Here is a 20,881-nt window from a genome sequence, read left to right on the forward strand (position 1 = left end):
GTCCCCCTGCCCTCGCGCGACTTATTTTTTCGCGGGCGCGTAGAAGGTCCCCTCAACTTCGAGGATGTCGTCCTGGTTCAGACGATCGACCTCGATGATGGTTCGGGGCGGATAGGGACCCTTGCCCCACAACTCTTCCTGGATCTTGTTGGCGATCGGCCGGAAGCGGTACATGTCGGTGACATAGACCACGAGGCGCACCGCATCCTGAAGCGTCGCCCCTTCCGATTCCGCAATCTGCTTCATGTTGAGGAACGCCTGCCGCACCCGGGCTTCGTCACCGGCGACCAGGGTATTGGTTGCGGGGTCGATGCCGCGCATGCCGGCAATAAAGACGAAATCACCCGCGCGCGTGCCAAGGTTCCAGGTGCCGGTCGGCTTGATGGCGCCGGGGGGCGACAAGGTCTTCACCCCATTCGGCGAATCCGCCAATGCCGTCATCGGGGTCAGGGCAACAGCGGTCGCAACAAGCAGGGAATCAATGCGGGTCATGGGCAAAACCTCGGCGCGAGAGATTGCCGAATGGTTTGCAATGACCCCCATTAAGTCAATGATATTGTTTGACTAATTTAAATGCAACTGATGCCGAAACGGGCGCGGCGCGCAATTGTTTCAGGCAGGAACCGACGTCTTCAGCGCCAGGGCATGGAGCACGCCGCCCATGTTGCCCTGGAGCGCGGCATAGACCATCTGGTGCTGCTGCACGCGGCTCTTGCCGCGAAACGCCTCCGACACGATGGTCGCCGCATAATGATCGCCGTCGCCGGCGAGATCCTCGATCGAGATCTGGGCATCGGGCAGCGCGCTCTTGATGAGCTGCTCGATATCGCGAGAATCCATGGCCATGGGTTTATTCCTTCGCTGGAAGCGCCGCTGTCGATGCCATCGGCCTTCAGGACATGGAGCTCATGTAAATGGGCAGCCAGCTCTCGTGACGATCCCGCAAGGCTTCCACGAATATTGAGCGATCGCCGGGCAGGATCAAGCGGTCGCCGCCGGTCTTGCCGATCTTGGTGACGGGCACACCCGCCGCCTCCGCCCGCCGCACGATCTCGCTGCCCTGGCCGTGGGCGGCCGTGACCACGTAGCGCGCCTGATCCTCGCCGAACCAGAAGGCATGGGGCGCCATGTTGCAATGGCTGTCCACGGCGGCACCGATATTGCCCGCCATGGCCATTTCCGCGACCGCCACCAGCAGGCCGCCGTCGGAGACATCATGGGCCGCGCTGACGAGACCGTCGAGAATCAGAGCGCGCACGAAATCGCCGTTGCGCTTCTCGGCGACGAGATCGACCGGGGGCGGCGCCCCCTCCTCGCGCTCGCAGATCAGGCCGAGATAGATCGAGGCGCCGAGCCAGCCCTCGGTCTTGCCAATCACATAGATCGGCTCGCCGGCATTCTTGAAGGCAAGGCTCATGGTCTTCGACAGATCGTCGATCAGACCGACACCACCAATGGTGGGGGTCGGCAGGATGCCCTTGCCGTTGGTCTCGTTGTAGAGGCTGACATTGCCCGAGACGACCGGGAAATCCAGCGCCTCGCACGCCGCGCCAATGCCCTTCACGCAGCCGACGAACTGGCCCATCGTGTCGGGCTTCTCGGGATTGCCGAAATTGAGATTGTCGGTGACGGCGATGGGGGTCGCGCCCACGGCGGTGAGATTGCGCCACGCCTCGGCCACCGCCTGCTTGCCGCCCTCGAAGGGATCGGCCTCGCAATAGCGCGGCGTCACGTCGGTGGTAAGGGCAAGCGCCTTCGGCCCCTCTTCCACGCGCACGACGGCCGCATCGCCGCCCGGCTTTTGCACCGTGTTGCCGAGGATGAGATGGTCATATTGCTCCCAGACCCAGCGCTTCGAGCACAGATCGGGCGAGGAGAGCATCTGCTCCAGCGCGTCGGCGAGCGTCACGCTGGTCGGTACGTCCGCTGGAGTCAGCACCGGCCGCGCGGGCGTCTCATTGAAGGGGCGATAATATTCGGGGGCCTCGTCGCCGAGTTCCTTGATGGGAAGATCGGCTTCCACAACGCCCTTATGCTTCACCACGAAGCGCAGGGTATCGGTGGTCTTGCCCACCACGGCGAAGTCCAGGCCCCATTTCTTGAAGATGGCCTCGGCCTCGGCCTCCTTGCCGTCCGCAATCACCATGAGCATGCGCTCCTGGCTCTCGGACAGCATCATTTCATACGCGCTCATGCCGGTTTCGCGGCAGGGCACGGCATCGAGGTTCAGTTCCACGCCGAGGTCGCCCTTGGCGCCCATCTCGACGGCGGAACAGGTGAGCCCGGCCGCACCCATGTCCTGGATCGCGACCACGCAGCCCGCCTTCATGATCTCCAGGCAGGCTTCCAGCAGCAGCTTTTCCGCGAACGGGTCGCCGACCTGCACGGTCGGGCGCTTCTCCTCGGCATCGGCGCCGAACTCGGCCGAGGCCATGGTCGCGCCGTGGATGCCGTCGCGCCCGGTCTTCGAGCCCAGATAGACGATGGAGCGGCCCACGCCGGCCGCGGCCGCGTAGAAAATCTCATCGGTCTTGGCCAGGCCCACCGCCATGGCATTGACCAGGATGTTACCGTTGTAGCGCCCGTGGAAGCCAATGGAGCCGCCCACGGTCGGCACGCCGAACGAATTGCCGTAGCCGCCGATGCCCGCGACAACGCCCGCCAGCAATTGGCGGGTGCGCGGATGGTGGCAATTGCCGAAGCGCAGGGCATTCAGCGCGGCGATCGGCCGGGCGCCCATGGTGAAGACGTCGCGCAGGATGCCGCCGACACCCGTTCCCGCGCCCTGATAGGGCTCGATGAAGGAGGGGTGGTTGTGGCTCTCCATCTTGAACACCACGGCGAGCCCGCCGCCGATGTCCACCACGCCGGCATTCTCGCCGGGCCCCTGGATCACGCGCGGCCCGCTTGTCGGCAAGGTGCGCAGCCACACTTTCGAGGATTTATAGGAGCAATGCTCGTTCCACATGGCGGAAACGATGCCCAGCTCCGTGATCGTGGGTTCGCGCCCGATCAATTCGAGGAAGCGCTGATACTCGTCCGGCTTCAGGCCATGCTCGGCCACCAGTTCGGGCGTGATGCGCGGGGTATTCGGGATCATGTTCACGGGTGCGATCCAATCCGAGGGCGCGGGGCGGCTATGCCGCCGCCTTCAGCGCAGCGGCGAGGCTTTCAAACAGGCCGCGACCGTCGGTCCGCCCGATCTGAGCCTCGATGTTGTTTTCCGGGTGCGGCATCATGCCGAGAACATTCAGCTTCTCGGAATAGATGCCGGCGATGCCATTGATCGCGCCATTCGGGCCATCGGCCTGATCAATCTGACCGTCGGCGCGGGCATAGCGGAAGGCGATGCGCCCTTCTGCTTCCAATTGCTTGATGGTGGTCTCGTCGGCGGTATAATTGCCTTCCCCATGGGCGATGGGGATGTGCAGCAATTCATTCTTGCGATAGGCGCGGGTGAAGGCCGTATCGGCCCGCTCCACCCGCAGGAACACTTCGCGGCACACGAAGCGCAGCTTGGCGTTGCGCACCAGAACGCCCGGCAGGAGGCCTGCTTCGCACAGGATCTGGAAGCCGTTGCAGATGCCGAGCACCAGCCCGCCCTTTTCGGCATGGGCGCGCACCGCCCCCATGATATTGGCGCGCGCGGCGATCGCGCCGCAGCGCAAATAATCGCCGTAGGAAAAGCCGCCGGGCAGGACCACAAGGTCCGTATGCTTGGGCAGCTCGCTTTCCCCATGCCAGACGACGTTGACATTGGAGCCGGCGACCAGCTTCAGCGCGCGGGCGGCGTCGTGCTCGCGGTTCGATCCAGGGAAGAGAATGACGGCTGATTTCATGGGATCAGTGCATATCCGCGCGTTCACACCGGCAGGGGGCACAATTGGCCGTGCTGGCTGAAATGGGGCCGGAGACTATAGTGATTTCAATATGGGGACACGACACTGGGCGCGCCAGGGCCGCCCCCGCCGGGCCGGCGGGCACGCGCTGCGATCCGCTGCGGCGGGCGATGCACAGATCGGCCATAAGTCCCCCGTTGCGTCCCCTGTCGAGTCCCTCGCTCGCGGCCTGCGCGAGCGACGACGGCAACAAACGCTCTCACTCTGCGAACTCGACCTTATAGGTCTCGATCACCGTGTTGGCGAGCAGGCGGTCGCACGCCTCCTTCAAGGCCCCTTCGGCGGATGTCCGGTCGTTGCCGGCCAGTTCCACGTCGAAAACCTTGCCCTGCCGCACGCTCTGCACACCCGAGACGCCGAGCGAACGCAACGCGCCCTCGATGGCCTTTCCCTGGGGATCGAGCACTGCGGATTTCAGCGTGACGATAACGCGCGCCTTCATTGAACATCACTCACAACAGAAGCGGGGGCCTTTCGGCCCCCGCGTAGCAGCTAGGGTCGAAGGTCACAAGCTCACTTGACGAGGACCGGTCCAGTTCCCTGGATCGGCTCGTTCTCGGCGATGATGCCGAGCCGGCGCGCGACCTCAGTATAGGCTTCCACCAGCCCGCCCATGTCGCGGCGGAACCGGTCCTTGTCGAGCTTGTCGCTCGACTTCACGTCCCAGAGGCGGCACGAATCGGGGCTGATCTCGTCAGCAACGACGATGCGCATCATGTCGTTTTCCCAGAGCCGGCCGCATTCCATCTTGAAATCGACCAGGCGAATCCCGACCCCGAGGAAGAGGCCGGAGAGGAAATCGTTCACGCGGATCGCGAGGGCGATGATGTCGTCGATTTCCTGGGTGGTCGCCCACCCGAAAGCCGTGACATGCTCCTCGGAAACCAGCGGATCGTTCAGCGCGTCGTTCTTGTAGTAGAATTCGATGATCGAACGCGGCAGCGCGGTGCCTTCCTCGATGCCCAGGCGGGTGGACAGCGAGCCGGCGGCGACGTTGCGCACAACGATCTCCAGCGGGATGATCTCCACCTCGCGGATGAGCTGCTCGCGCATGTTCAAACGGCGAATGAAGTGCGTGGGCACGCCGATGTCGTTCAACCGCGAGAAAATATACTCGGAGATGCGGTTGTTCAGCACACCCTTGCCGTCAATCACTTCGTGCTTCTTGGCGTTGAAGGCGGTGGCATCATCCTTAAAGTGCTGGATGAGTGTTCCAGGCTCGGGGCCTTCATAGAGGACCTTCGCCTTGCCTTCGTAAATGCGGCGGCGGCGGCTCATGGGTGTATACCGTCGATTGAGGAAATCCATGGGTTTGCCAAGGCTCCGTTTTCGGTGACGCTCCTTGGCGGGGCGCGCTGGGGCTGTTTCGCAGCACAGAACGCGCCTGATCGAACACTAGCCGATTGGCGCGCCAGATACAACGTATTGGGTCCGCAAGCTCAATGAGCCCTCCGGTCCGTTGCGTCACATTGATCTGGGAAGGCCGCGCCTATATTCAAGGGCCGCGACGGTGACGTTCGGACATGAGCGATCCCCGGTCACGGAAACGTCAAGATGAGGGCTGCCATGACGACGTTCGACAAGCGCGAGGAGGGGTTCGAAAAGCGATTCGCGCTCGACGAAGAGATCCGCTTCAAGGCGGTGGCGCGGCGCAACAAGCTGCTGGGCCTGTGGGCTGCGGAAAAGCTCGGCCTGTCCGAGGAAGACGCGCAGGCCTACGCTAAGGAAGTGGTCGTCGCCGATCTCGAAGAGCATGGCGACGATGACGTCTATCGCAAGCTGCGGACCGATTTCGACGCCAAGGGCGTCGAGGTCTCGGAGCATCAGATTCGCCGGAACATGGACGAGTTCCTTGCCCAGGCCGTTCTGGAAGTGCGTTCGGAAGGCTGATCCTTCCCTTTCTGCGCTTCCTCCTGGAGTGCAAGCTTCACGCAGTGTTCCCGATGCACATGGGGAGCAGCCCGTCCAAGGGACCGGATGCTCCCCGCCTGTCGGCCAACCGCCGTCACGGCGGAGCAAGGTGCCGCGGCGCGCAATGTTGGAGCGTGACTCATGAAGGCGTGGATTCCAATCCTGGTCGCCGGGCTCGGTGTGGCAGCGCCGGCCTCTCTCGCGCGTGCCGATTCCGCGATGGTGCTGGGCGACCTGAACGTCCGCTCCGGTCCCGGCACCAATTATCCGGTCATCGGCAGCCTCGTGCGCGGCATGAACGTGCAGGTGATGAGCTGCACGCCGGCCTGGTGCAGCATCAGCTGGCGCGGCCCGGCCTATGTGTCGGCCGCCTATCTCGGTTTCGACGCTCCCCCGCCCTATGTCCAGCCCGGTCCCGTGGTGGTTGTGCCCGGTCCCGCGCCGGTGCCGGTCGCGCCACCCATCGTGATCGCGCCGCCCACGGCCCCGCTCGTCTATGCCGCGCCGCCGCCGGTGCTGTTCTACCCTCCTCCGCCCCGTTTCTACGGGCCTCCCCCCGCACCCGGACCCTATATCGGCTTCGGCGTCTGGTCCTGGTAGGCAGCGCATTTCCGCTCCGGACGTGCTTATGCTTGGCGGGCATCTAGCCGGAGCCCGTCATGCCGCTTCACCCCGATTGGGCCGATATCGCCCTGCGCCTCGCCTGCGCCTTCATCGCTTGTGGGTTGATCGGGCTTGATCGCGGCACCCAGCAGCGCGCCGCCGGCCTACGCACCAACATCATCGTCGGCATCGCAGCCTGCGTCGCGATGATCAGTGCGAATCTGCTGCTGACGCTGAGTGGCAAGGGTCCGGACTCCTTCGTGCAGACCGATGTGATGCGATTGCCGCTCGGCATCCTCACCGGCGTCGGCTTCATCGGCGCCGGCGCGGTGCTCCATCGCGAAGGGTTGACGCTGGGCGTCACCACCGCAGCCAGCCTCTGGTACGTCACGGTGATGGGCCTGTGCTTCGGTGCCGGCCAATTCGCATTGGGCGGAATGGCACTCGGGCTCGGGCTTCTTACCCTGTGGGGGCTGAAGCGGGTCGAAGAGAAGATGGCGCACAAGAGGCCGGTCAAGCTCAGCCTGGTCCTCGGGCGCGACGGACCCTCGGAAGCCGTGATCCGCAAGCTCCTGGGAGAGGCGGCCATGAAGGTGCGCCACTATTCGCTGCGGGTGGAGCCGGTCACGGGACAGCGCGAACTGCATTTCGACCTGTGGTGGTCGGTCCGCAGCGTAGCGGAAGCGCCCGCGCTCCTGGAGCTGCTCGCTTCCAAGCCCGGCGTGCTGCAATTGGACTGGGAAGTCTAAGCACCGACCCCACGTCGTTCGCCCAGAAACAGAAAAGGCCGCCCGAGGGCGGCCTTTTCCAAAATCTCGCGATCGGTTGGATCAGCGCGAATAGAATTCGACGACCAGATTGGGCTCCATCTGCACCGGATACGGCACTTCATTGAGCTCCGGGATGCGCACGAAGGTGGCAGCCATCTTGTTGTGGTCGACTTCCAGGAAGTCCGGCACGTCACGCTCGGCGAGCTGGGAGGCTTCCAGCACCAGAGCGAGCTGCTTGGAGGAATCCTTGACCTCGATCACGTCGCCGACCTTCACCAGGTAGGACGGGATGTTGACGCGGCGGCCGTTCACCTTGACGTGGCCGTGGCTCACGAACTGGCGGGCGGCGAACACGGTGGGAACGAACTTGGCGCGATAGACCACCGCATCGAGGCGACGCTCGAGCAGGCCGATCAGGTTGGCGCCGGTGTCGCCCTTGAGGCGGGAGGCTTCCACATAAACGGCGTAGAACTGCTTCTCGCCGATGGAGCCATAATAGCCCTTCAGCTTCTGCTTGGCGCGCAGCTGCACGCCGAAGTCCGAAAGCTTGCCCTTGCGGCGCTGGCCGTGCTGGCCGGGGCCGTATTCGCGGCGATTGACGGGGCTCTTCGGGCGGCCCCAAATGTTTTCACCCATACGGCGATCGATTTTATGCTTCGCCGCAATGCGCTTGCTCATGTAACGCGGATCCTTAGTTTCGTTTTCATTGGGTTTGGATCGCGACCCCTCCTCTGCGGCTTCCGAACACGTTCGAAATCCACTGACAGGTCCTGCGGCGCGCTGCCGAAGGTCCACGGGTGCGTGAAACGCCAAATAGCCTTCCCGCCGGGGGATTGCTCACCCAGCGAGAACGGGGCTTCTAGTCGCAGATGAGCGCCCTGTCAACGCAGGGTGCTTTGCCGACGCCACCACGTGGCATATTTTGCAACGCAGCACTATCGCCGGGGAGCGCGTCGACATGAAGGTCCTGGTCTTTCAGCACGCGGCCGCTGAGCATCCCGGCAGCTTCCGGGAGTTCATGGAAGCGGATGGCGTCCAATGGGACGCGGTCGAGCTGGACGAAGGGGAGGCCATTCCCGATCTTGCGCCCTATGACGCGCTCATGGCGTTCGGCGGCCCCATGGATGTGTGGCAGGAAGAAGCGCATCCCTGGCTCGTCGCCGAGAAACGGGCGATCCGCGATTGGGTGCGTGCAGGCCGCCCCTATCTCGGCATCTGCTTCGGCCATCAATTGCTGGCGGATGCCTTGGGCGGCACCGTGGGTCTTATGCCGACGCCGGAAGTCGGGGTTCGCGATGTCGCGCTCACTTCGGACGGCGCGGCCTCGCCCTTGTTTGCGGGCACTGCGGCCAGCTTTCCAACGCTGCAATGGCATGGCGCGGCCGTGACCGCGCCGCCCGAGGGCGCCGTGGTGCTCGCGGCAAACGCCCATTGCCCCATCCAGGCGCTGCAGGTTGGGGCGAGCGCCTTCGGCATTCAGTATCATGTGGAGCTGACCGAAGAGACGGTCCCCGAATGGGGCGTCATCGACGAATATCGCTGCGCGCTCGAAAGCATCACCGGCGAAGGTGGTCAGGCGCTTCTGGAGCAGGATGTCGCCGACCTCCTGCCGGTCTTCCGAACGCAAGCCGAGCGGCTGTATCGCAATTTCCGCGCAGTGGTCGACGCTCACCGCGCCCTGCGCAATGCCTCCAGCACGGCGATGCCCGGATAGCCGTCCGCCGGCGAAAGACCGACCTTCTGTTGGAAACCGCGCACCGCGCGCATGGTGTCCTGCCCTACCCGGCCGTCGGTACCGCCCGTGTTGAAGCCGATCGCGGTCAGCCGTTGCTGGATTTCCTGTATCTCCGGCAAGGTCAAAGCACGCTCGCCACCAGGCCAGGGCGTTTCGAAAGGCCCCTCCCCCATCACGCGGTCGCCGAGATGCGCGACCGCGAGCGCATAGTTGGAGGATGGGTTATAGGAGCGGATCGCATAGAAATTGTGGAGCAGAAGCAGCGCCGGCCCGCCGGGCCCGCCGGGAAGCCAGAGCCGGGCGTTGTCGTCATAGCCAGCGAGCGACTGGCCATCAATCGTGGTAACGCCGAGCCCGCCCCAGTCGGCGAGGGTCCGCGTGGTCTTGCCGTCGGCTTGCGACATGTTGAAGCCGGGCGGCAAGCGTGCCTCTAAGCCCCATGGCTCCCCGCGCCGGTATTTGCCCCGCTTCAGAATGAAATTGGCGGTCCCGGCCAAGGCATCGTCGGGCTTTCCGAACGGCGAGATGCGGCCATTGCCGTCATAATCCACGCCCATGTTGAGCCAGACTTCCGGCATCCACTGGGTATGACCCATGGCACCGGCCCAGGAGCCCACCATCTCGCTTGGCGTGCCCCACCCGCGCTGGACAATCACCAGCGCATTCAGAAGCTCCGTCTCCCAATATTTGCGCCGGCGCGGTTCCCCCCACGCCAAGGCCGAGAGCGAATTGAACACCGGCTTCATGTGCTTGGGATTTTCGACCACGTCGCCGAAGGCCGATTCCATGCCCCAATAGCCGAGCATGATGCGGCGATCGACGCCGAAATCGGATTCGATCCGGCCGAGCAGCGCGGCATATTCCGCCGCCCGCTTCTTTCCGGTGGCGATGCGCCAGTCGGACACACGACGGTTCAGATATTGCCAGGTCTGCTCCTGAAATTCCGGCTGCGAGCGATCTTGGGCGTAGACGCTCTTGTCCGGTACCACCTCTGCGAACACGCGATCGTAGACCTGGTCGGAAATGCCGCGCGCCTGGGCACGGGCGCGGAATTTCTGCACCCAGGCGGCAAACGGCTGGGCCGCGCTCTGCGCCAGCGAAGGTGACGCAAGGACACCTGCGAGGCCTGCGCCGATCAGGCCCGTCGTAAAGGTGCGGCGGTCCAGCTTGAGGCTCACGATGGTGTTCCTGATTGGCGGCTAGGATGCCACAGCAAGCTGGGTGGACAAAATCTCCGGCATCTCGACCCGGCGCTGCACGAGAGCGCTGACGAGCGCCGCATCCAGCGCACGGCCGGTCGAGATCAATCGCACCGGACCCGGACTGCTGGCAAATGCCGTGGGGCCGAGCAGCGACACGACGCGCCGCGCGATGGCTTCCGCGGGATCGACCCAGGCGACCGGCCACGGCGCGAGCCGGCGCAACTGGTCGAGGATCAGCGGATAATGGGTGCAGGCGAGAACCACCGTGTCGGTGCGTCCGCCCGCATCACGCACGAAGCAGGGTGCGATTTCCGCTCGGATGTCGGCATCGTCTACCGGAATGCCCTGGATGAGGGATTCGGCGATGCCGGCCAGCCGCTCGCTCGGCACGAGCGCCACCTGGCAGGAACTGGCGAATTCGCGGATCAGGGCGCTCGTATAATCGCGCCGCACGGTGCCGGGCGTCGCGAGCACGCTCACCCGCCGGGATACGGAGGCGGCACAGGCTGGTTTGATGGCGGGCACCGTGCCGACGAAGGGGACGCCATAGCGCGCGCGCAGAACGGGCAGCGCCAGGGTGGACGCGGTGTTGCACGCGACCACCACGATATCAGGACGCACCGCCGGCAACATCACGTCCATCACGTCACAGACGCGGCCGGAAAGCGCTGAATCGCTCAGGGCCCCATAGGGGAACCCGGCATCGTCAGCCGCGTAGACATAATGGGCGTCCGGCCGCAGGCGGGTGATTTCCCGGAAAACGGACAGGCCGCCAAGCCCGGAATCGAACACCAGGATGGTCGGTGGATGAAAACTCAAGGACGGCACGGCAGCGTATCTCTCGGCCGAAGCGGTGACTCTCGCCATGGTGTATCCTCGTCGCCCCGGGCGATATTGTGGCTGCGAGACGTAAAAGAAGGATGAGCGGCGCGCGCGCCGGCTCCGGCAGTCCACCCTGGCGCGGGACGAAGGCGCGGCCGAAAGCGCCTCAGCCCTGGAATTCGGGGGTGTGCAGAACCAGCCCGTCGAGCTTCGCATCCAGCACGATCTGGCAGGACAGGCGCGAGGTGGGGCGCACGTCGCGGGCAAAATCGAGCATGTCTTCTTCCATGCCCTGGGGCTCCCCCACCGCCGCGCGCCATGCTTCGTCCACATAGACGTGGCAGGTGGCACAGGAACAGGCGCCGCCGCACTCCGCATCAATGCCTGGCACGAGATGCCGGACGGCGACCTCCATGGCGGTACTGCCTTCCGGTGCTGTGAAGGTCCGGGCGACACCATCAAAGGAAACGAATGTAATGCGCGGCATGTCTCGCTCAGTCTCCCGCTCAGTCCCAAAGGTTCCGCAGCAGGCCGCGGCGTGCCCGCCCGCTGGAGCGGCTATAACCGCCGCTGATGTGCAAGGCCAGACCTAAGACGGCGCGCTTGTTAACGATATCTTCATATGTGTGGCCGGGCACGGTTCCAATCACCACCCGGTCATAGTTAAGATAAGGTAAGGTAAACCGTCTGGTTCTGGAAAGCGCTTGCTCTCCGCAACCCGACGATTTCGAGCGAAGTTCGGTCGATGGACGTGCATGCGCGTCGATCCCCGCGACAGAGGCGAACGGCCACCATGAAGACCCCGAAGAAGATCCAGGATCCCACGGAGGCCGCCCTCTCGGCGATCCAGGAGGCGTTGACGCTGCCTCTCGACGAGGCGGAAGTTGCGCCGCCCATGGACGAACGGCCGGCTCCGCCGGTGCGGGAAGGACGGTCGCCAGGCAACCGTCCGCGGGTCGATGTCGCCGGCCGGCGCGCCGCCAATGACGATCGCCAGACGGTCGGCCAGTTGCTCAGCCAGTTGCAGCGCCGCTCCTCGGCAGCGCCCCTGTGGTGGGCGCTTGCGGTCTCGGTGGTGTGGATCGTGTTCGGCATCGCTTATGCCATTGCCTCCCACTCCACGGCCTTCGCGGAGGCGAGCGGCGTCAACGCCATTCTCGCATCTCCCGCGCTCCTGGCCATCCTCGCCGGCCTGATCCTTCCGCCTCTCGCCTTCTTCGCCATGGCCGCGATGGTGCGCCGTTCGCGCGATCTGCAGCTGATCGCGCGCTCCATGACCGAGGTGGCCCTGCGGCTCGCGCAACCGGAATCCCTCGGCACCGATGCGGTTGTTTCGGTTGGCCAGGCCGTGCGCCGCGAAGTGGCCGCCATGGGCGAAGGCCTCGACCGTGCCGTGGCGCGCGCCGCCGAGCTGGAAGCCGTGGTCCGCAACGAGGTGTCGATCCTGGAGCGGGCCTATGAAGGCAATGAGATCCGCATCCGGAACCTCATCGAGGAGCTTCAGGCCGAGCGCCAGAACATCCTGATCCACACGGACCGGCTGCGCGAAGGCATCATGGATGCCGACAGCCTGCTGTCCACCGACATCAAGGAAATCGCCGACCGGGTGGAAAGCGGCGTGCTCACCGCCGCCGAGCGGGTCACCGATGTGTTCAGCCAGCGCGGCGGGGAAATCCTCGACAACCTCACCCGGTCCAGCGAAAAGCTCGAAGACGCCCTCAAGAGCCGCACCGCGGAATTGAATGCGAGCCTTCTCAGCTCCAGCGGCGAACTCGCCAGCATGATCTCCCGCTGGAGCGAGGAGGTCAGCACGAATGTGGAAAACACACGGACCGTGATCGCCGACACGCTCGCGGCCAACAGCGCCCGCCTCGACGCCGATATGGCGGCGCGCGTGACGGACATGAACGATACCGCCGACCGCATGCAGGAAAACATCTTCGCGGCCGCCGATCGGGCGGGCGAGATGTTCGCCGAAAAGGGCGAGCAGATGGTCGACACCCTCACCCGTGTCGGCGACACGGTGGCCGACGGCATCCACGCCAAGAGCAATGAGGTGATCGACCGCCTCCAGATGACCGGCACGGAATTGCGCTCCGACCTGACCCAGGCCAGCGAGAAGCTCGAAACCACGCTGAAGGCGCGCACCGACGACCTCAGCGCCTCCCTCATGTCGGCGACCACGGAAGTCTCCCTCTTGGTGTCCCGCTGGAGCGACGAGGTCTATTCCGGCGTCGAATCCACGCGCACCGTGATCGCCGAGACCCTCACCGCCAACAGCGCACAGATCACCGAGGAGATCGCCCAGCGCGTCGGCGACGTGACCGAGACGCTGCGGCGCACCGGCGATACCATGGCGCTGGAATTCTCCACCCGCGGCGGCGACATCGTCCGCAAGCTCGAAGAGACCGGCGCCCGCGTGGCCGAGACCATCTCGCTGCATGGCGGCGATTTCGCCGATCGCATCGAGACCACCGGCAACCGCATCCACGAGACCATCGCCGCCCAGAGCGATGCATTGCAGGACCGCCTGGCCGACACCGGCGACCGCCTGGCCCAGGCCCTGGAACGCAGCGGAGTCCAGGTGACGGAATCGCTGGTGCAGAAGGGCGACGAGATCGCCGAATCCCTCACCCGCGCCGGAACCGACATGACCGACCGGCTTGGCGCCGTCGGCACCGAGGTCACCGAGGCCATCGGCGCGCGCGGCAGCAAGGTGACACAGGCCTTCAGCGAAACCGCCGATCTGCTGGTGACCACCATCACCGCGAAGAGCGAAGCCATCGAGGACATGCTCGACGGGCGGCTGAAGGCGCTGGATGAGACCATCACGGTGCGTGGCGGCGAGCTGGCCGAGCGCATCGGGCGCGACAGCACCCTCATGGCCCGGGCCGTGCGCGATGGCGTCAGCACCTTCGACAGCGCGCTGCGCGAACATGCGCCGGCGCTGGTGGACGGCATCGCCACGCAGGTGGATGCCCTCAACGAAACCCTGCGCGGCACCCTCGAAACCATGGACGAGCGCTTCGGCGCGGCCGCCCAGACGGCCACCACAAGCCTGGACGAGCGGGTCGCCCGCATCACCCAGACCATCGACGCGCGCGCCGAAAACCTGACCGACGCCCTAGCCGATCGCACCGCCGAGATCACCAAGCTGCTGGCGGACGGCACGCGCTCCAGCCAGGTCGCGCTGGATGGCACCTTGTCCAGTCTCGACACCTTCTTCGCCGAGCGCACCCAGGCGCTCAGCGAGGAACTGGCGAACCGGACGAGCGAGATCAGCGGCACCATCGCTGAAAGCGCCCGGTCGAGCCAGGCGGCCGTGGAACGCTCGCTCGAGACCCTTAACGACATGATCGTCCAGCGCGGCCAGAGCCTCACCGAGGCATTGGAAGGCCGGACCAGCGAGATCGACCGCCTGATCGCGGAAGGCACCCGCGCGACCCACGCCGCCGTGGAACAGTCGCTCGAAACGCTCAACGGCCTGTTCGCCGAGCGCGGCCAGGGTCTCACCGACGCGCTGGACAGCCGCGCCAGCCAGATCGACCGTGCGATCGCCGAAGGCACCCGCACCACCAAGGCGGCGGTCGAGCAATCGCTGGATACGCTGAACGGCCTGTTCGCCCAGCGCAGCCAGGCCCTCAGCGAGGAATTGGCGAGCCGCACCACGGAAATCACCCGCGCCTTGAGCGAGGGGACCCGCGCCACCCATGCGGCGGTGGAGCAATCGCTCGATACGCTGGAAGCGTTCTTCACCCAGCGCTCCGAGAACCTCAGCGATACGCTGACGAACCGCACCGCGGAGATCGCCCGCACGCTCACCGAAGGCACCCGCTCCACCGGCGCGGCGCTCGACCAGTCGCTTGAATCCCTGGACGCTTTCTTCGGCGAGCGGGCGGACAGCATCGCCGAGAAGGTGGCGGCGCGGACGGCCCATATCACCCAGGCCCTCGCCGAGGGCACGGACGCCACAAATGCGGCGCTCGACCAGTCGCTTAACCAGCTCGACTCCTTCTTCGCGACGCGCAGCCGTGCGCTCAGCGACATGGTGGGCGAGCGCGCCAACTTCGCGAGCCGCACCATCGGGACGCGGGCGGACGAAATCGCCGCCATGCTCGACGGCCGGGTTGCGCGCATCGAGGACCTGGTCACCGGCCGCCTGGCGGAAGTGACCGAGGGTCTGGAACAGCGCGGCCTCGCCGTCGCCGAGAGCCTCGCCGGCCGCGTGGAGGCCGTGACCGGCCAGATGTCGCGTGAAGCCGGAACCGTGGAACGCAACCTGGTGCAATTGGCGGATAATGTCGGGCGCGGGCTTTCGCTCCAGGCGGAAAGCGTCTCGGCGATCCTCGGCGCGCGCCTCAACGAGATCGGCGATCTGATCGACTCCAAGAGCGACAGCTTCGTCACCGCGCTGCGGACCACCGGGGAAAGCGCGGTCGCGCAGATCTCCTCCACGCACAGCACGCTTCAGGCCGACGTGGAAGGCATCGTGGAAAGGCTCAACACCGCCAACGGCACATTCCAGCAGGCCATGGGCAATGTGGTCGCCTCGCTGACCCAGTTCGAAGGCGGTTTCGCCGATCAGGTGAAGGCGCTCGAAAGCTCCGTGGGGCTGATGGGCGATGCGGCGAGCGCGACCCTCGGGCAGATGGATGCGCAGGTTCAGACCCTGCGGACCCTCACCCAGGGGGCCTTGAAGGATATCGCCGGCCTCACCACCCGCTTCGAGGAACAAGGCCGCCTCGTGCGCGCCGCGTCCGAGCAGCTGGGGCAGAGCCACGAGCAGGTGGACCAGACCCTCTCCAACCGACGCGTTGCGATCGAGCAGCTGGCCACGTCCCTCACCGAGCGCGTGCAGGATCTCGACGAGCGGCTTCAGGGCTTCCACGGCACGCTGGAACAATCGCTCCAGACCGCACAGAAGCGGGCGCGAGAGATTGCCGCCATCGTCGCGGATTCGGCCAGCAGTTCCTCGAAGGCGCTCGAAAGCCAGATGGAGCGCATGCGCTCCAGCTCGGATGCCGAGCGCGAGCGCATGATGCAGGCGCTGACCAGCACCTACCAATCCGCGCTCACCGACGTGAATGGACTGTTCGAGGATACCGGCCGCCGCTTCAACGATGTCGCACGCGAACTGAAGGGTGCCGCCCAGGAAGTGCAGCACTCCATCGAGCTGGCGCGTGAGGAAATGAAGCGCGGCATTCTCGAACTGCCGGCCGAAACCGAGGCCAGCGCCGCCACCATGCGGCGCGCAGTGGCCGAGCAGATCAAGGCGCTGGCGGAGCTGAACGAGATCGTGGCGCGGCAGGGCCAATCCGCCGATATCGCCGCGCCGGCGGGCCGGGTGATCGCAAGGGAAGGCGCATCGGTTGCCCCGCGCGATCCCATTGCCCGGGACACCGCCGTGCGCGAGGCGCGCCGCGAGCCGGCCCGCGAGGCACCGCGCGACGCCCGCCCCGAACCCGTGCAGCCTGTGCGCACCCGCGCCGAGCCGCCGAGCGTCCCGGTCGGTCCGTTCGAACCGAACCGCCGCCCGGCACCCCGCCGGCCGGAACCGGCCCCCGAACGGGCGCAGGACCCCCGGCCCGCCGCCCGCGCGCCGCAACAGCGCGAGACCGAGGACAACGCCCGCGAAGGCTGGCTCTCCGAGCTTCTGGCGCGCGCCTCCGGCGATCTGGCGGAAGCCAAGCTGGACCCGAAGCCGGAGCCGGTGCGTCCCGCTCCGCGCCCCGCCCGCGAGAGGCCTCACCATCACACCATCGAGTCGCTGGATTCGCTCTCGGTCGATATCGCCCGCATGATTGATCATCAGGCGGCGGTGGAGCTGTGGGAGCGCTACAAGCGCGGCGAGCGCAATGTCTTCACGCGCAAGCTTTATACGATGCAAGGTCAGCAGACCTTCGAAGAACTGCGCCGGAAATATCGCGCCGACGCCGAATTCCACGAGATCGTCGACCGCTATGTGGCCGAATTCGAGCGCCTGCTCGATCAGGTGGCGGCGGACGACCGGGGCAATGTCCTCACCAAGACCTATCTCACCTCGGACACCGGCAAGGTCTACACCATGCTGGCCCATGCCGCCGGCCGCTTCGACTGAAGCCGGCCGCGCACAGATAGACATGAAAAAGGGCGGGAGCGATCCCGCCCTTTTTCATTTTCGCGCAGCATGGGGAGGGGGAGATGCGCGACGAGCGGATCCTACCGGCGCAAAGGGCTAGGAATGCGCCGCGCACGGCTATCCCGCCGGGATGATGGGCCCGACGGGTTCAACGGCAAAGAGGCGAAGTCGAAAGCGTGCACTCAGAAGCGCACGGATGCCCAGCGAACGATCTCCACCAGGACCTGGTTGGACGCGGCATCCAGCGCAGCCGCCACGGTGGCGCCATTGACGCTCGCCACCGGCACGCGGGCCGAGAACACCTGCGCCGCCAGGATGCGGCCCCCGGCGTTGCCGATGATCTTCGCGGACAGTTCCACGACGGCGGTCGAGGTGCCGTTCTCCACCCGTACGCCAAAGGTGCGAATGTCGATGTTGAGCTGATATTCCGCCGTGATCCCGTCACCCGGACGCGCGACCCGGCGCAGCTTGCTGCCGTTCTCGAACGCCTGGATCATCCGGGCCTGGAGCAGCGCCGGCAGGCGGTCGCCCCATTGCGCGTCGGCAAGGTAGGTGATCTGTCCGGGCGCGGGTTCCACCAGGATCTTTTCGGTGTCGAGCGCGGCCAGGGCGGTGGGAATCGGCACCACCATCTGCCCGCTGCCGGCGCCCCGCGCGGTGAAATTGCCGGGGGCCGAGAGATCGAATGTCGGAACCGGAGCCGACGAACAGGCCGCCAGAGCCAGCACCGTCATCAAGGCCAGCAGTGGCCGCACGGGGGGGCGCGGAGAAAGGGACACTTTACTCACCCTTGGCTGGCGGATCATCACGGCTTACCGCCTGTATTCTGGCACGGAACTGCCGCCGAAGATGAACTGGCGGGGATTGCGCTCCAGATTTTTGAAGACGCGCTCGATTTCCGAGAGCGTGCGACGCCCGTCCGTGGCCAGCGCCTCATATTGGCGCAGGCCAGGGCCGGTAAATTTCTCGATCTGGCTCGCAAGATCGGCCGTGCGCTTATCCAGATTGTCGGACAGGCGACGCACCGAGGCAGCGGCATCGGACACCTGCTGCACCATCCCGTCCTTGTCGCCGGTGGCGCGCTTGAGATTGTCGAGCACGCCGTCGGCCTTGTTGGCGAGATCGTTCAGCTGGCCGGACAGATCGTTCACCCGCTTCAGCAGCGAGCCGACATCCTCCGACTTGTCGGACACCGCCTTGGTGAAGGTATCCACATTGGCGACAATGGCCGCCACCTTCTGCGGGTCGATGGCTTCCAGCACAGCGTTCACGCGTCGCGCCACGCCCTGCACGGTTTCGATCAGGCTTGCCATGCCGCTGCCGCCCTCGGCCTCGATCCGGGGAAAGCCGTTGGGTCCGACGGGCAGCGGCGCCGCATTCGCCGCACCGCCGCGAATGCTCACCGCCACGATGCCGGTGAGGCCCTGCGATTCGAGGGTGGCACGCGCATCGGCGAGGATCGGCACATTGGGCTGGACACCGATACGCACCAGAACCTCGTCGGGGGCTCCGGGCACCAGTCCCAATTGCAGCACCTGTCCGACAGGGATGCCGTTGAACAGCACATTGTTGCCCTGCCGCAACCCGCTCACGGTGCCGGAATAAACGATCTCATAGGTCTTTCGCCCTTCGGAATCCTGCGGGCGCGCAAACCAATAGACGAAGGCAAACGCGGCTACGATCACGATTAGGGTAAAAGCGCCTATGGTGGTGTAGTTGGCACGGGTTTCCATCCTTACCTTCCCACCTTACCGTTTCGCCTGAACCGCGCGGGCGCGCGTTCCGTGAAAATACGCCCGCAGCCACGGATGCTGCGCTTCCATCATCGTCTCGATCGTGCCTTGAGCAATAACTTTACCATCTGCCAGGGCCGCGATTCGATCGCAGACCGTGTGCAGACTGTCGAGATCGTGCGTTACCATGAAAACGGTCAGGCCCAAAGTCTGCTGAAGGGTTTGGATGAGTTCGTCGAAGTCGCCGGCCCCGATCGGATCGAGGCCGGAGGTGGGCTCGTCGAGGAACAGGATTTCCGGATCAAGCGCAAGCGAGCGGGCAAGCGCCGCACGCTTGATCATGCCGCCGGACAGCTCGGACGGCAATTTCTCCCCCACATCGCACTTCAGGCCGACCATCTCAATCTTCGCATAGGCGATGTCGTCCATCATGCGCTGAGAGAGCTTGAGATTCTCCCGCAGCGGAAACTGGATGTTCTGCTTCACCGTCAGCGAGGAGAACAGCGCCCCCTGCTGGAACAGCACGCCCCACCGCCGCTCCATGGCGGAACGTTCGGCCTCGTTCAAGGTATCGATGTCGTGCCCGAACACCTCCACATGGCCGGAGCGCTTCGGCACCAGCCCCAGAATGGTGCGCGTGAGCACGGATTTGCCGCCCCCGGAGGTGCCGACGAAGCCGAGAATCTCGCCGCGCAGGATGTCGAGGCTGAGGTGATCGAGGATGATGCGGTCGCCGAAGCCCACCACCAGATCGCGCACCCGGATGATGGGTTCGCGATAGCCCTCCATCTCCTGAAGGCCGCTGCGCCGCATTTCGAGCGTGGAGGAGTTCATCGCGCCTCACATATCGATCGAGGCGAAGAACATGGCGAACACGCCGTCCATAACGATCACCAGGAAGATCGACTGAACGACGGACTTGGTGGTGTGGTTGCCGAGCGATTCGGCGCTGCCGCCCACGCTCAGCCCTTCCAGGCACGCCACAAGGCCGATCACCGCGGCCATGAACGGCGCCTTGATCATGCCGACGAGAAAATGGTCGATGGAGATCGCATCCTTCAGGCGGTCGATGAACACGTCCGGCGCGATGCCGCCATAGGTCCACGCCACCAGCCCGCCGCCGACGAGCGCCGACATGGAGCCGATAAAGGTGAGCAGCGGCAAGGCGATGATGAGGGCCAGGATGCGGGGCACCACCAGGATCTCGACCGGATCGAAGCCCATCACCCGCAGGGCGTCCACCTCCTCACGCATGCGCATGGAGCCAAGCTCGGCGGTATAGGCGCTGCCGGAGCGCCCGGCGATCATGATGGACACGATCAGCACGCCGAGTTCGCGCAGCACCAACACGCCCACCATGTCGACCACATAGATGTCGGCGCCGAACCGGCGGAAATGGAAGATGCCCTGTTGGGCGAGAATGCAGCCGATCAGGAATGTGATGAGGATGATGATCGGCACCGCGCGGAAGCCCACGCGATCGACCTGATTGACCATGGCGGTGAAGCGAAACGTGCGCGGGCGCCCCATCATGCGCAGCCCGGCGGCGATGGAGGCGCCAATGAAATTCAGCAAATCCTTGGCGTCGATGGAGATCGACACCACTTCGCGGCCGACCCGCTCGAGGATGGAATCGTGTCGCCGCACCGGCGGCTGGGGCTCGAGCCCGGTGCGCTTCATTTCTTCCAGCAGCACCCGGTACCGGCGCTTCAGCCCGCGCACCTCGGGTTCCACCCCGTCCACCGCCCAGGCGCGGCGCAGGCGCTCCAGCAGCAGAGCGCCGAAGGTATCCATGCGCTCGATGCCGGACAGGTCGATATCCACATTGCCAGCGCGGGGATGCGCGCTTGTGGCCTCGTCCACGAGATGCTCGAGGTCGTCCGCCCGATCCGATGTCCAGAGGCCTCGCCCGACCACCATCAGGCGGCCATCGGCGGACGTGACATCAAGGAGCGAGGCGTTGGCCACTCAGGTCTCCGGAAAACGACCGCGCTTGAGTGTGCGCAGCACCATGGTCATACTCGGCCCGCAGTACCGCGTCGAGGGTGCAAACGCGCCAAGCCTCCGGCCGGCGACCCGGTCATTCCT

19 protein-coding genes are annotated in these 20,881 nt (G+C 65.4%); 5 read left to right on the forward strand and 14 right to left on the reverse strand.

The features are described from left to right. Positions 1-21 precede the first annotated feature (21 nt). The 6 genes from V5F78_RS08875 to purC form a co-directional block, all read right to left on the reverse strand. A complete protein-coding gene (locus V5F78_RS08875; RefSeq protein WP_394071809.1) occupies positions 22-492 on the reverse strand; it encodes a RidA family protein in 471 nt (156 codons plus the stop codon). Positions 493-612: 120 nt separating this feature from the next. Further along, entirely contained in the window at positions 613-846 is a 234-nt protein-coding gene (locus tag V5F78_RS08880; RefSeq protein WP_394071808.1) for a BolA family protein, read from the reverse strand. A gap of 46 nt (positions 847-892) precedes the next feature. Continuing rightward, a complete protein-coding gene (purL, locus tag V5F78_RS08885; protein WP_394071836.1) occupies positions 893-3,100 on the reverse strand; it encodes a phosphoribosylformylglycinamidine synthase subunit PurL in 2,208 nt (735 codons plus the stop codon). 37 nt (positions 3,101-3,137) lie between these two features. After that, a complete protein-coding gene (purQ, locus tag V5F78_RS08890; RefSeq protein WP_394071807.1) occupies positions 3,138-3,839 on the reverse strand; it encodes a phosphoribosylformylglycinamidine synthase subunit PurQ in 702 nt (233 codons plus the stop codon). A gap of 259 nt (positions 3,840-4,098) precedes the next feature. Further along, entirely contained in the window at positions 4,099-4,341 is a 243-nt protein-coding gene (gene purS, locus V5F78_RS08895) for a phosphoribosylformylglycinamidine synthase subunit PurS (protein WP_394043361.1), read from the reverse strand. A 71-nt stretch (positions 4,342-4,412) separates the two neighbouring features. Continuing rightward, on the reverse strand, positions 4,413-5,207 hold the full coding sequence (purC, locus tag V5F78_RS08900) for a phosphoribosylaminoimidazolesuccinocarboxamide synthase (RefSeq protein ID WP_348848140.1): 795 nt from the start codon (positions 5,205-5,207) through the stop codon (positions 4,413-4,415). 258 nt (positions 5,208-5,465) lie between these two features. Between purC and V5F78_RS08905 the strand changes: the two genes are divergently transcribed. The 3 genes from V5F78_RS08905 (at position 5,466) to V5F78_RS08915 (ending at position 7,162) form a co-directional block, all read left to right on the forward strand. Next, positions 5,466-5,789, forward strand: coding sequence for a DUF1476 domain-containing protein (locus V5F78_RS08905; RefSeq protein ID WP_394043359.1), 324 nt, complete (start codon positions 5,466-5,468; stop codon positions 5,787-5,789). Positions 5,790-5,951: 162 nt separating this feature from the next. Next, complete coding sequence (locus V5F78_RS08910) at positions 5,952-6,410, forward strand: SH3 domain-containing protein (RefSeq protein WP_394071806.1); 459 nt, start codon at positions 5,952-5,954, stop codon at positions 6,408-6,410. Positions 6,411-6,469: 59 nt separating this feature from the next. Next, positions 6,470-7,162, forward strand: coding sequence for an MgtC/SapB family protein (locus tag V5F78_RS08915; RefSeq protein WP_394071805.1), 693 nt, complete (start codon positions 6,470-6,472; stop codon positions 7,160-7,162). Between the two features lie 81 nt (positions 7,163-7,243). Here the strand turns inward: V5F78_RS08915 and rpsD are convergent, their stop codons facing one another. Then, on the reverse strand, positions 7,244-7,861 hold the full coding sequence (gene rpsD / locus V5F78_RS08920; protein ID WP_394012340.1) for a 30S ribosomal protein S4: 618 nt from the start codon (positions 7,859-7,861) through the stop codon (positions 7,244-7,246). Positions 7,862-8,141: 280 nt separating this feature from the next. Here rpsD and V5F78_RS08925 point away from each other — a divergent pair, with 280 nt between their 5' ends. Continuing rightward, positions 8,142-8,897 carry a type 1 glutamine amidotransferase gene (locus V5F78_RS08925; RefSeq protein WP_394071804.1) on the forward strand — a complete coding sequence of 252 codons (756 nt, stop codon included), beginning with the start codon at positions 8,142-8,144 and terminating at the stop codon, positions 8,895-8,897. Here V5F78_RS08925 and V5F78_RS08930 read toward each other — a convergent pair. The 3 genes from V5F78_RS08930 to V5F78_RS08940 form a co-directional block, all read right to left on the reverse strand. Further along, the gene (locus tag V5F78_RS08930; protein ID WP_394071803.1) at positions 8,852-10,096 is read right to left on the reverse strand and encodes a lytic murein transglycosylase; all 1,245 of its coding nucleotides are present in this window, start codon (positions 10,094-10,096) and stop codon (positions 8,852-8,854) included. The genes V5F78_RS08925 and V5F78_RS08930 overlap by 46 nt on opposite strands. 21 nt (positions 10,097-10,117) lie before the next feature. Then, positions 10,118-10,987, reverse strand: coding sequence for a glutamate racemase (gene murI, locus V5F78_RS08935; protein ID WP_394071802.1), 870 nt, complete (start codon positions 10,985-10,987; stop codon positions 10,118-10,120). A gap of 121 nt (positions 10,988-11,108) precedes the next feature. Beyond that, complete coding sequence (locus V5F78_RS08940) at positions 11,109-11,429, reverse strand: 2Fe-2S iron-sulfur cluster-binding protein (RefSeq protein ID WP_394071801.1); 321 nt, start codon at positions 11,427-11,429, stop codon at positions 11,109-11,111. Between the two features lie 306 nt (positions 11,430-11,735). Between V5F78_RS08940 and V5F78_RS08945 the strand changes: the two genes are divergently transcribed. Further along, entirely contained in the window at positions 11,736-17,039 is a 5,304-nt protein-coding gene (locus tag V5F78_RS08945) for an apolipoprotein A-IV repeat region-like domain-containing protein (RefSeq protein ID WP_394071800.1), read from the forward strand. A 203-nt stretch (positions 17,040-17,242) separates the two neighbouring features. Here the strand turns inward: V5F78_RS08945 and V5F78_RS08950 are convergent, their stop codons facing one another. Genes V5F78_RS08950 through V5F78_RS08965 form a run of 4 tightly spaced genes read right to left on the reverse strand, consistent with a single transcriptional unit; the run spans position 17,243 to position 20,713 of the window. Further along, on the reverse strand, positions 17,243-17,839 hold the full coding sequence (locus V5F78_RS08950) for an ABC-type transport auxiliary lipoprotein family protein (protein ID WP_394071799.1): 597 nt from the start codon (positions 17,837-17,839) through the stop codon (positions 17,243-17,245). A 33-nt stretch (positions 17,840-17,872) separates the two neighbouring features. Next, the gene (locus V5F78_RS08955) at positions 17,873-18,793 is read right to left on the reverse strand and encodes an MlaD family protein (protein WP_394071798.1); all 921 of its coding nucleotides are present in this window, start codon (positions 18,791-18,793) and stop codon (positions 17,873-17,875) included. A gap of 15 nt (positions 18,794-18,808) precedes the next feature. After that, positions 18,809-19,627 (reverse strand): ABC transporter ATP-binding protein, encoded by an 819-nt coding sequence (locus tag V5F78_RS08960; protein ID WP_394071797.1) that lies wholly within the window; start codon positions 19,625-19,627, stop codon positions 18,809-18,811. Positions 19,628-19,633: 6 nt separating this feature from the next. After that, positions 19,634-20,713, reverse strand: coding sequence for an ABC transporter permease (locus V5F78_RS08965; protein ID WP_394071835.1), 1,080 nt, complete (start codon positions 20,711-20,713; stop codon positions 19,634-19,636). Between the last annotated feature and the right edge of the window lie 168 nt (positions 20,714-20,881).

The organism is Roseixanthobacter glucoisosaccharinicivorans (genome assembly GCF_043195095.2).
Classification (GTDB): Bacteria; Pseudomonadota; Alphaproteobacteria; order Rhizobiales; family Xanthobacteraceae; genus NCEH01.

What these genes read in the sequence shown, in the direction of transcription:
- V5F78_RS08910 (WP_394071806.1), top strand. Translation starts at nt 5,952, where the DNA reads ATGAAGGCGTGGATTCCAATCCTGGTCGCCGGGCTCGGTGTGGCAGCG.
- murI (WP_394071802.1), bottom strand. Translation starts at nt 10,987, where the DNA reads ATGGCGAGAGTCACCGCTTCGGCCGAGAGATACGCTGCCGTGCCGTCC.
- purQ (WP_394071807.1), bottom strand. Translation starts at nt 3,839, where the DNA reads ATGAAATCAGCCGTCATTCTCTTCCCTGGATCGAACCGCGAGCACGAC.
- V5F78_RS08875 (WP_394071809.1), bottom strand. Translation starts at nt 492, where the DNA reads ATGACCCGCATTGATTCCCTGCTTGTTGCGACCGCTGTTGCCCTGACC.
- V5F78_RS08915 (WP_394071805.1), top strand. Translation starts at nt 6,470, where the DNA reads ATGCCGCTTCACCCCGATTGGGCCGATATCGCCCTGCGCCTCGCCTGC.
- V5F78_RS08940 (WP_394071801.1), bottom strand. Translation starts at nt 11,429, where the DNA reads ATGCCGCGCATTACATTCGTTTCCTTTGATGGTGTCGCCCGGACCTTC.
- V5F78_RS08880 (WP_394071808.1), bottom strand. Translation starts at nt 846, where the DNA reads ATGGCCATGGATTCTCGCGATATCGAGCAGCTCATCAAGAGCGCGCTG.
- purS (WP_394043361.1), bottom strand. Translation starts at nt 4,341, where the DNA reads ATGAAGGCGCGCGTTATCGTCACGCTGAAATCCGCAGTGCTCGATCCC.
- V5F78_RS08925 (WP_394071804.1), top strand. Translation starts at nt 8,142, where the DNA reads ATGAAGGTCCTGGTCTTTCAGCACGCGGCCGCTGAGCATCCCGGCAGC.
- V5F78_RS08955 (WP_394071798.1), bottom strand. Translation starts at nt 18,793, where the DNA reads ATGGAAACCCGTGCCAACTACACCACCATAGGCGCTTTTACCCTAATC.
- purC (WP_348848140.1), bottom strand. Translation starts at nt 5,207, where the DNA reads ATGGATTTCCTCAATCGACGGTATACACCCATGAGCCGCCGCCGCCGC.
- V5F78_RS08965 (WP_394071835.1), bottom strand. Translation starts at nt 20,713, where the DNA reads ATGGTGGTCGGGCGAGGCCTCTGGACATCGGATCGGGCGGACGACCTC.
- V5F78_RS08960 (WP_394071797.1), bottom strand. Translation starts at nt 19,627, where the DNA reads ATGAACTCCTCCACGCTCGAAATGCGGCGCAGCGGCCTTCAGGAGATG.
- V5F78_RS08905 (WP_394043359.1), top strand. Translation starts at nt 5,466, where the DNA reads ATGACGACGTTCGACAAGCGCGAGGAGGGGTTCGAAAAGCGATTCGCG.
- rpsD (WP_394012340.1), bottom strand. Translation starts at nt 7,861, where the DNA reads ATGAGCAAGCGCATTGCGGCGAAGCATAAAATCGATCGCCGTATGGGT.
- V5F78_RS08945 (WP_394071800.1), top strand. Translation starts at nt 11,736, where the DNA reads ATGAAGACCCCGAAGAAGATCCAGGATCCCACGGAGGCCGCCCTCTCG.
- purL (WP_394071836.1), bottom strand. Translation starts at nt 3,100, where the DNA reads ATGATCCCGAATACCCCGCGCATCACGCCCGAACTGGTGGCCGAGCAT.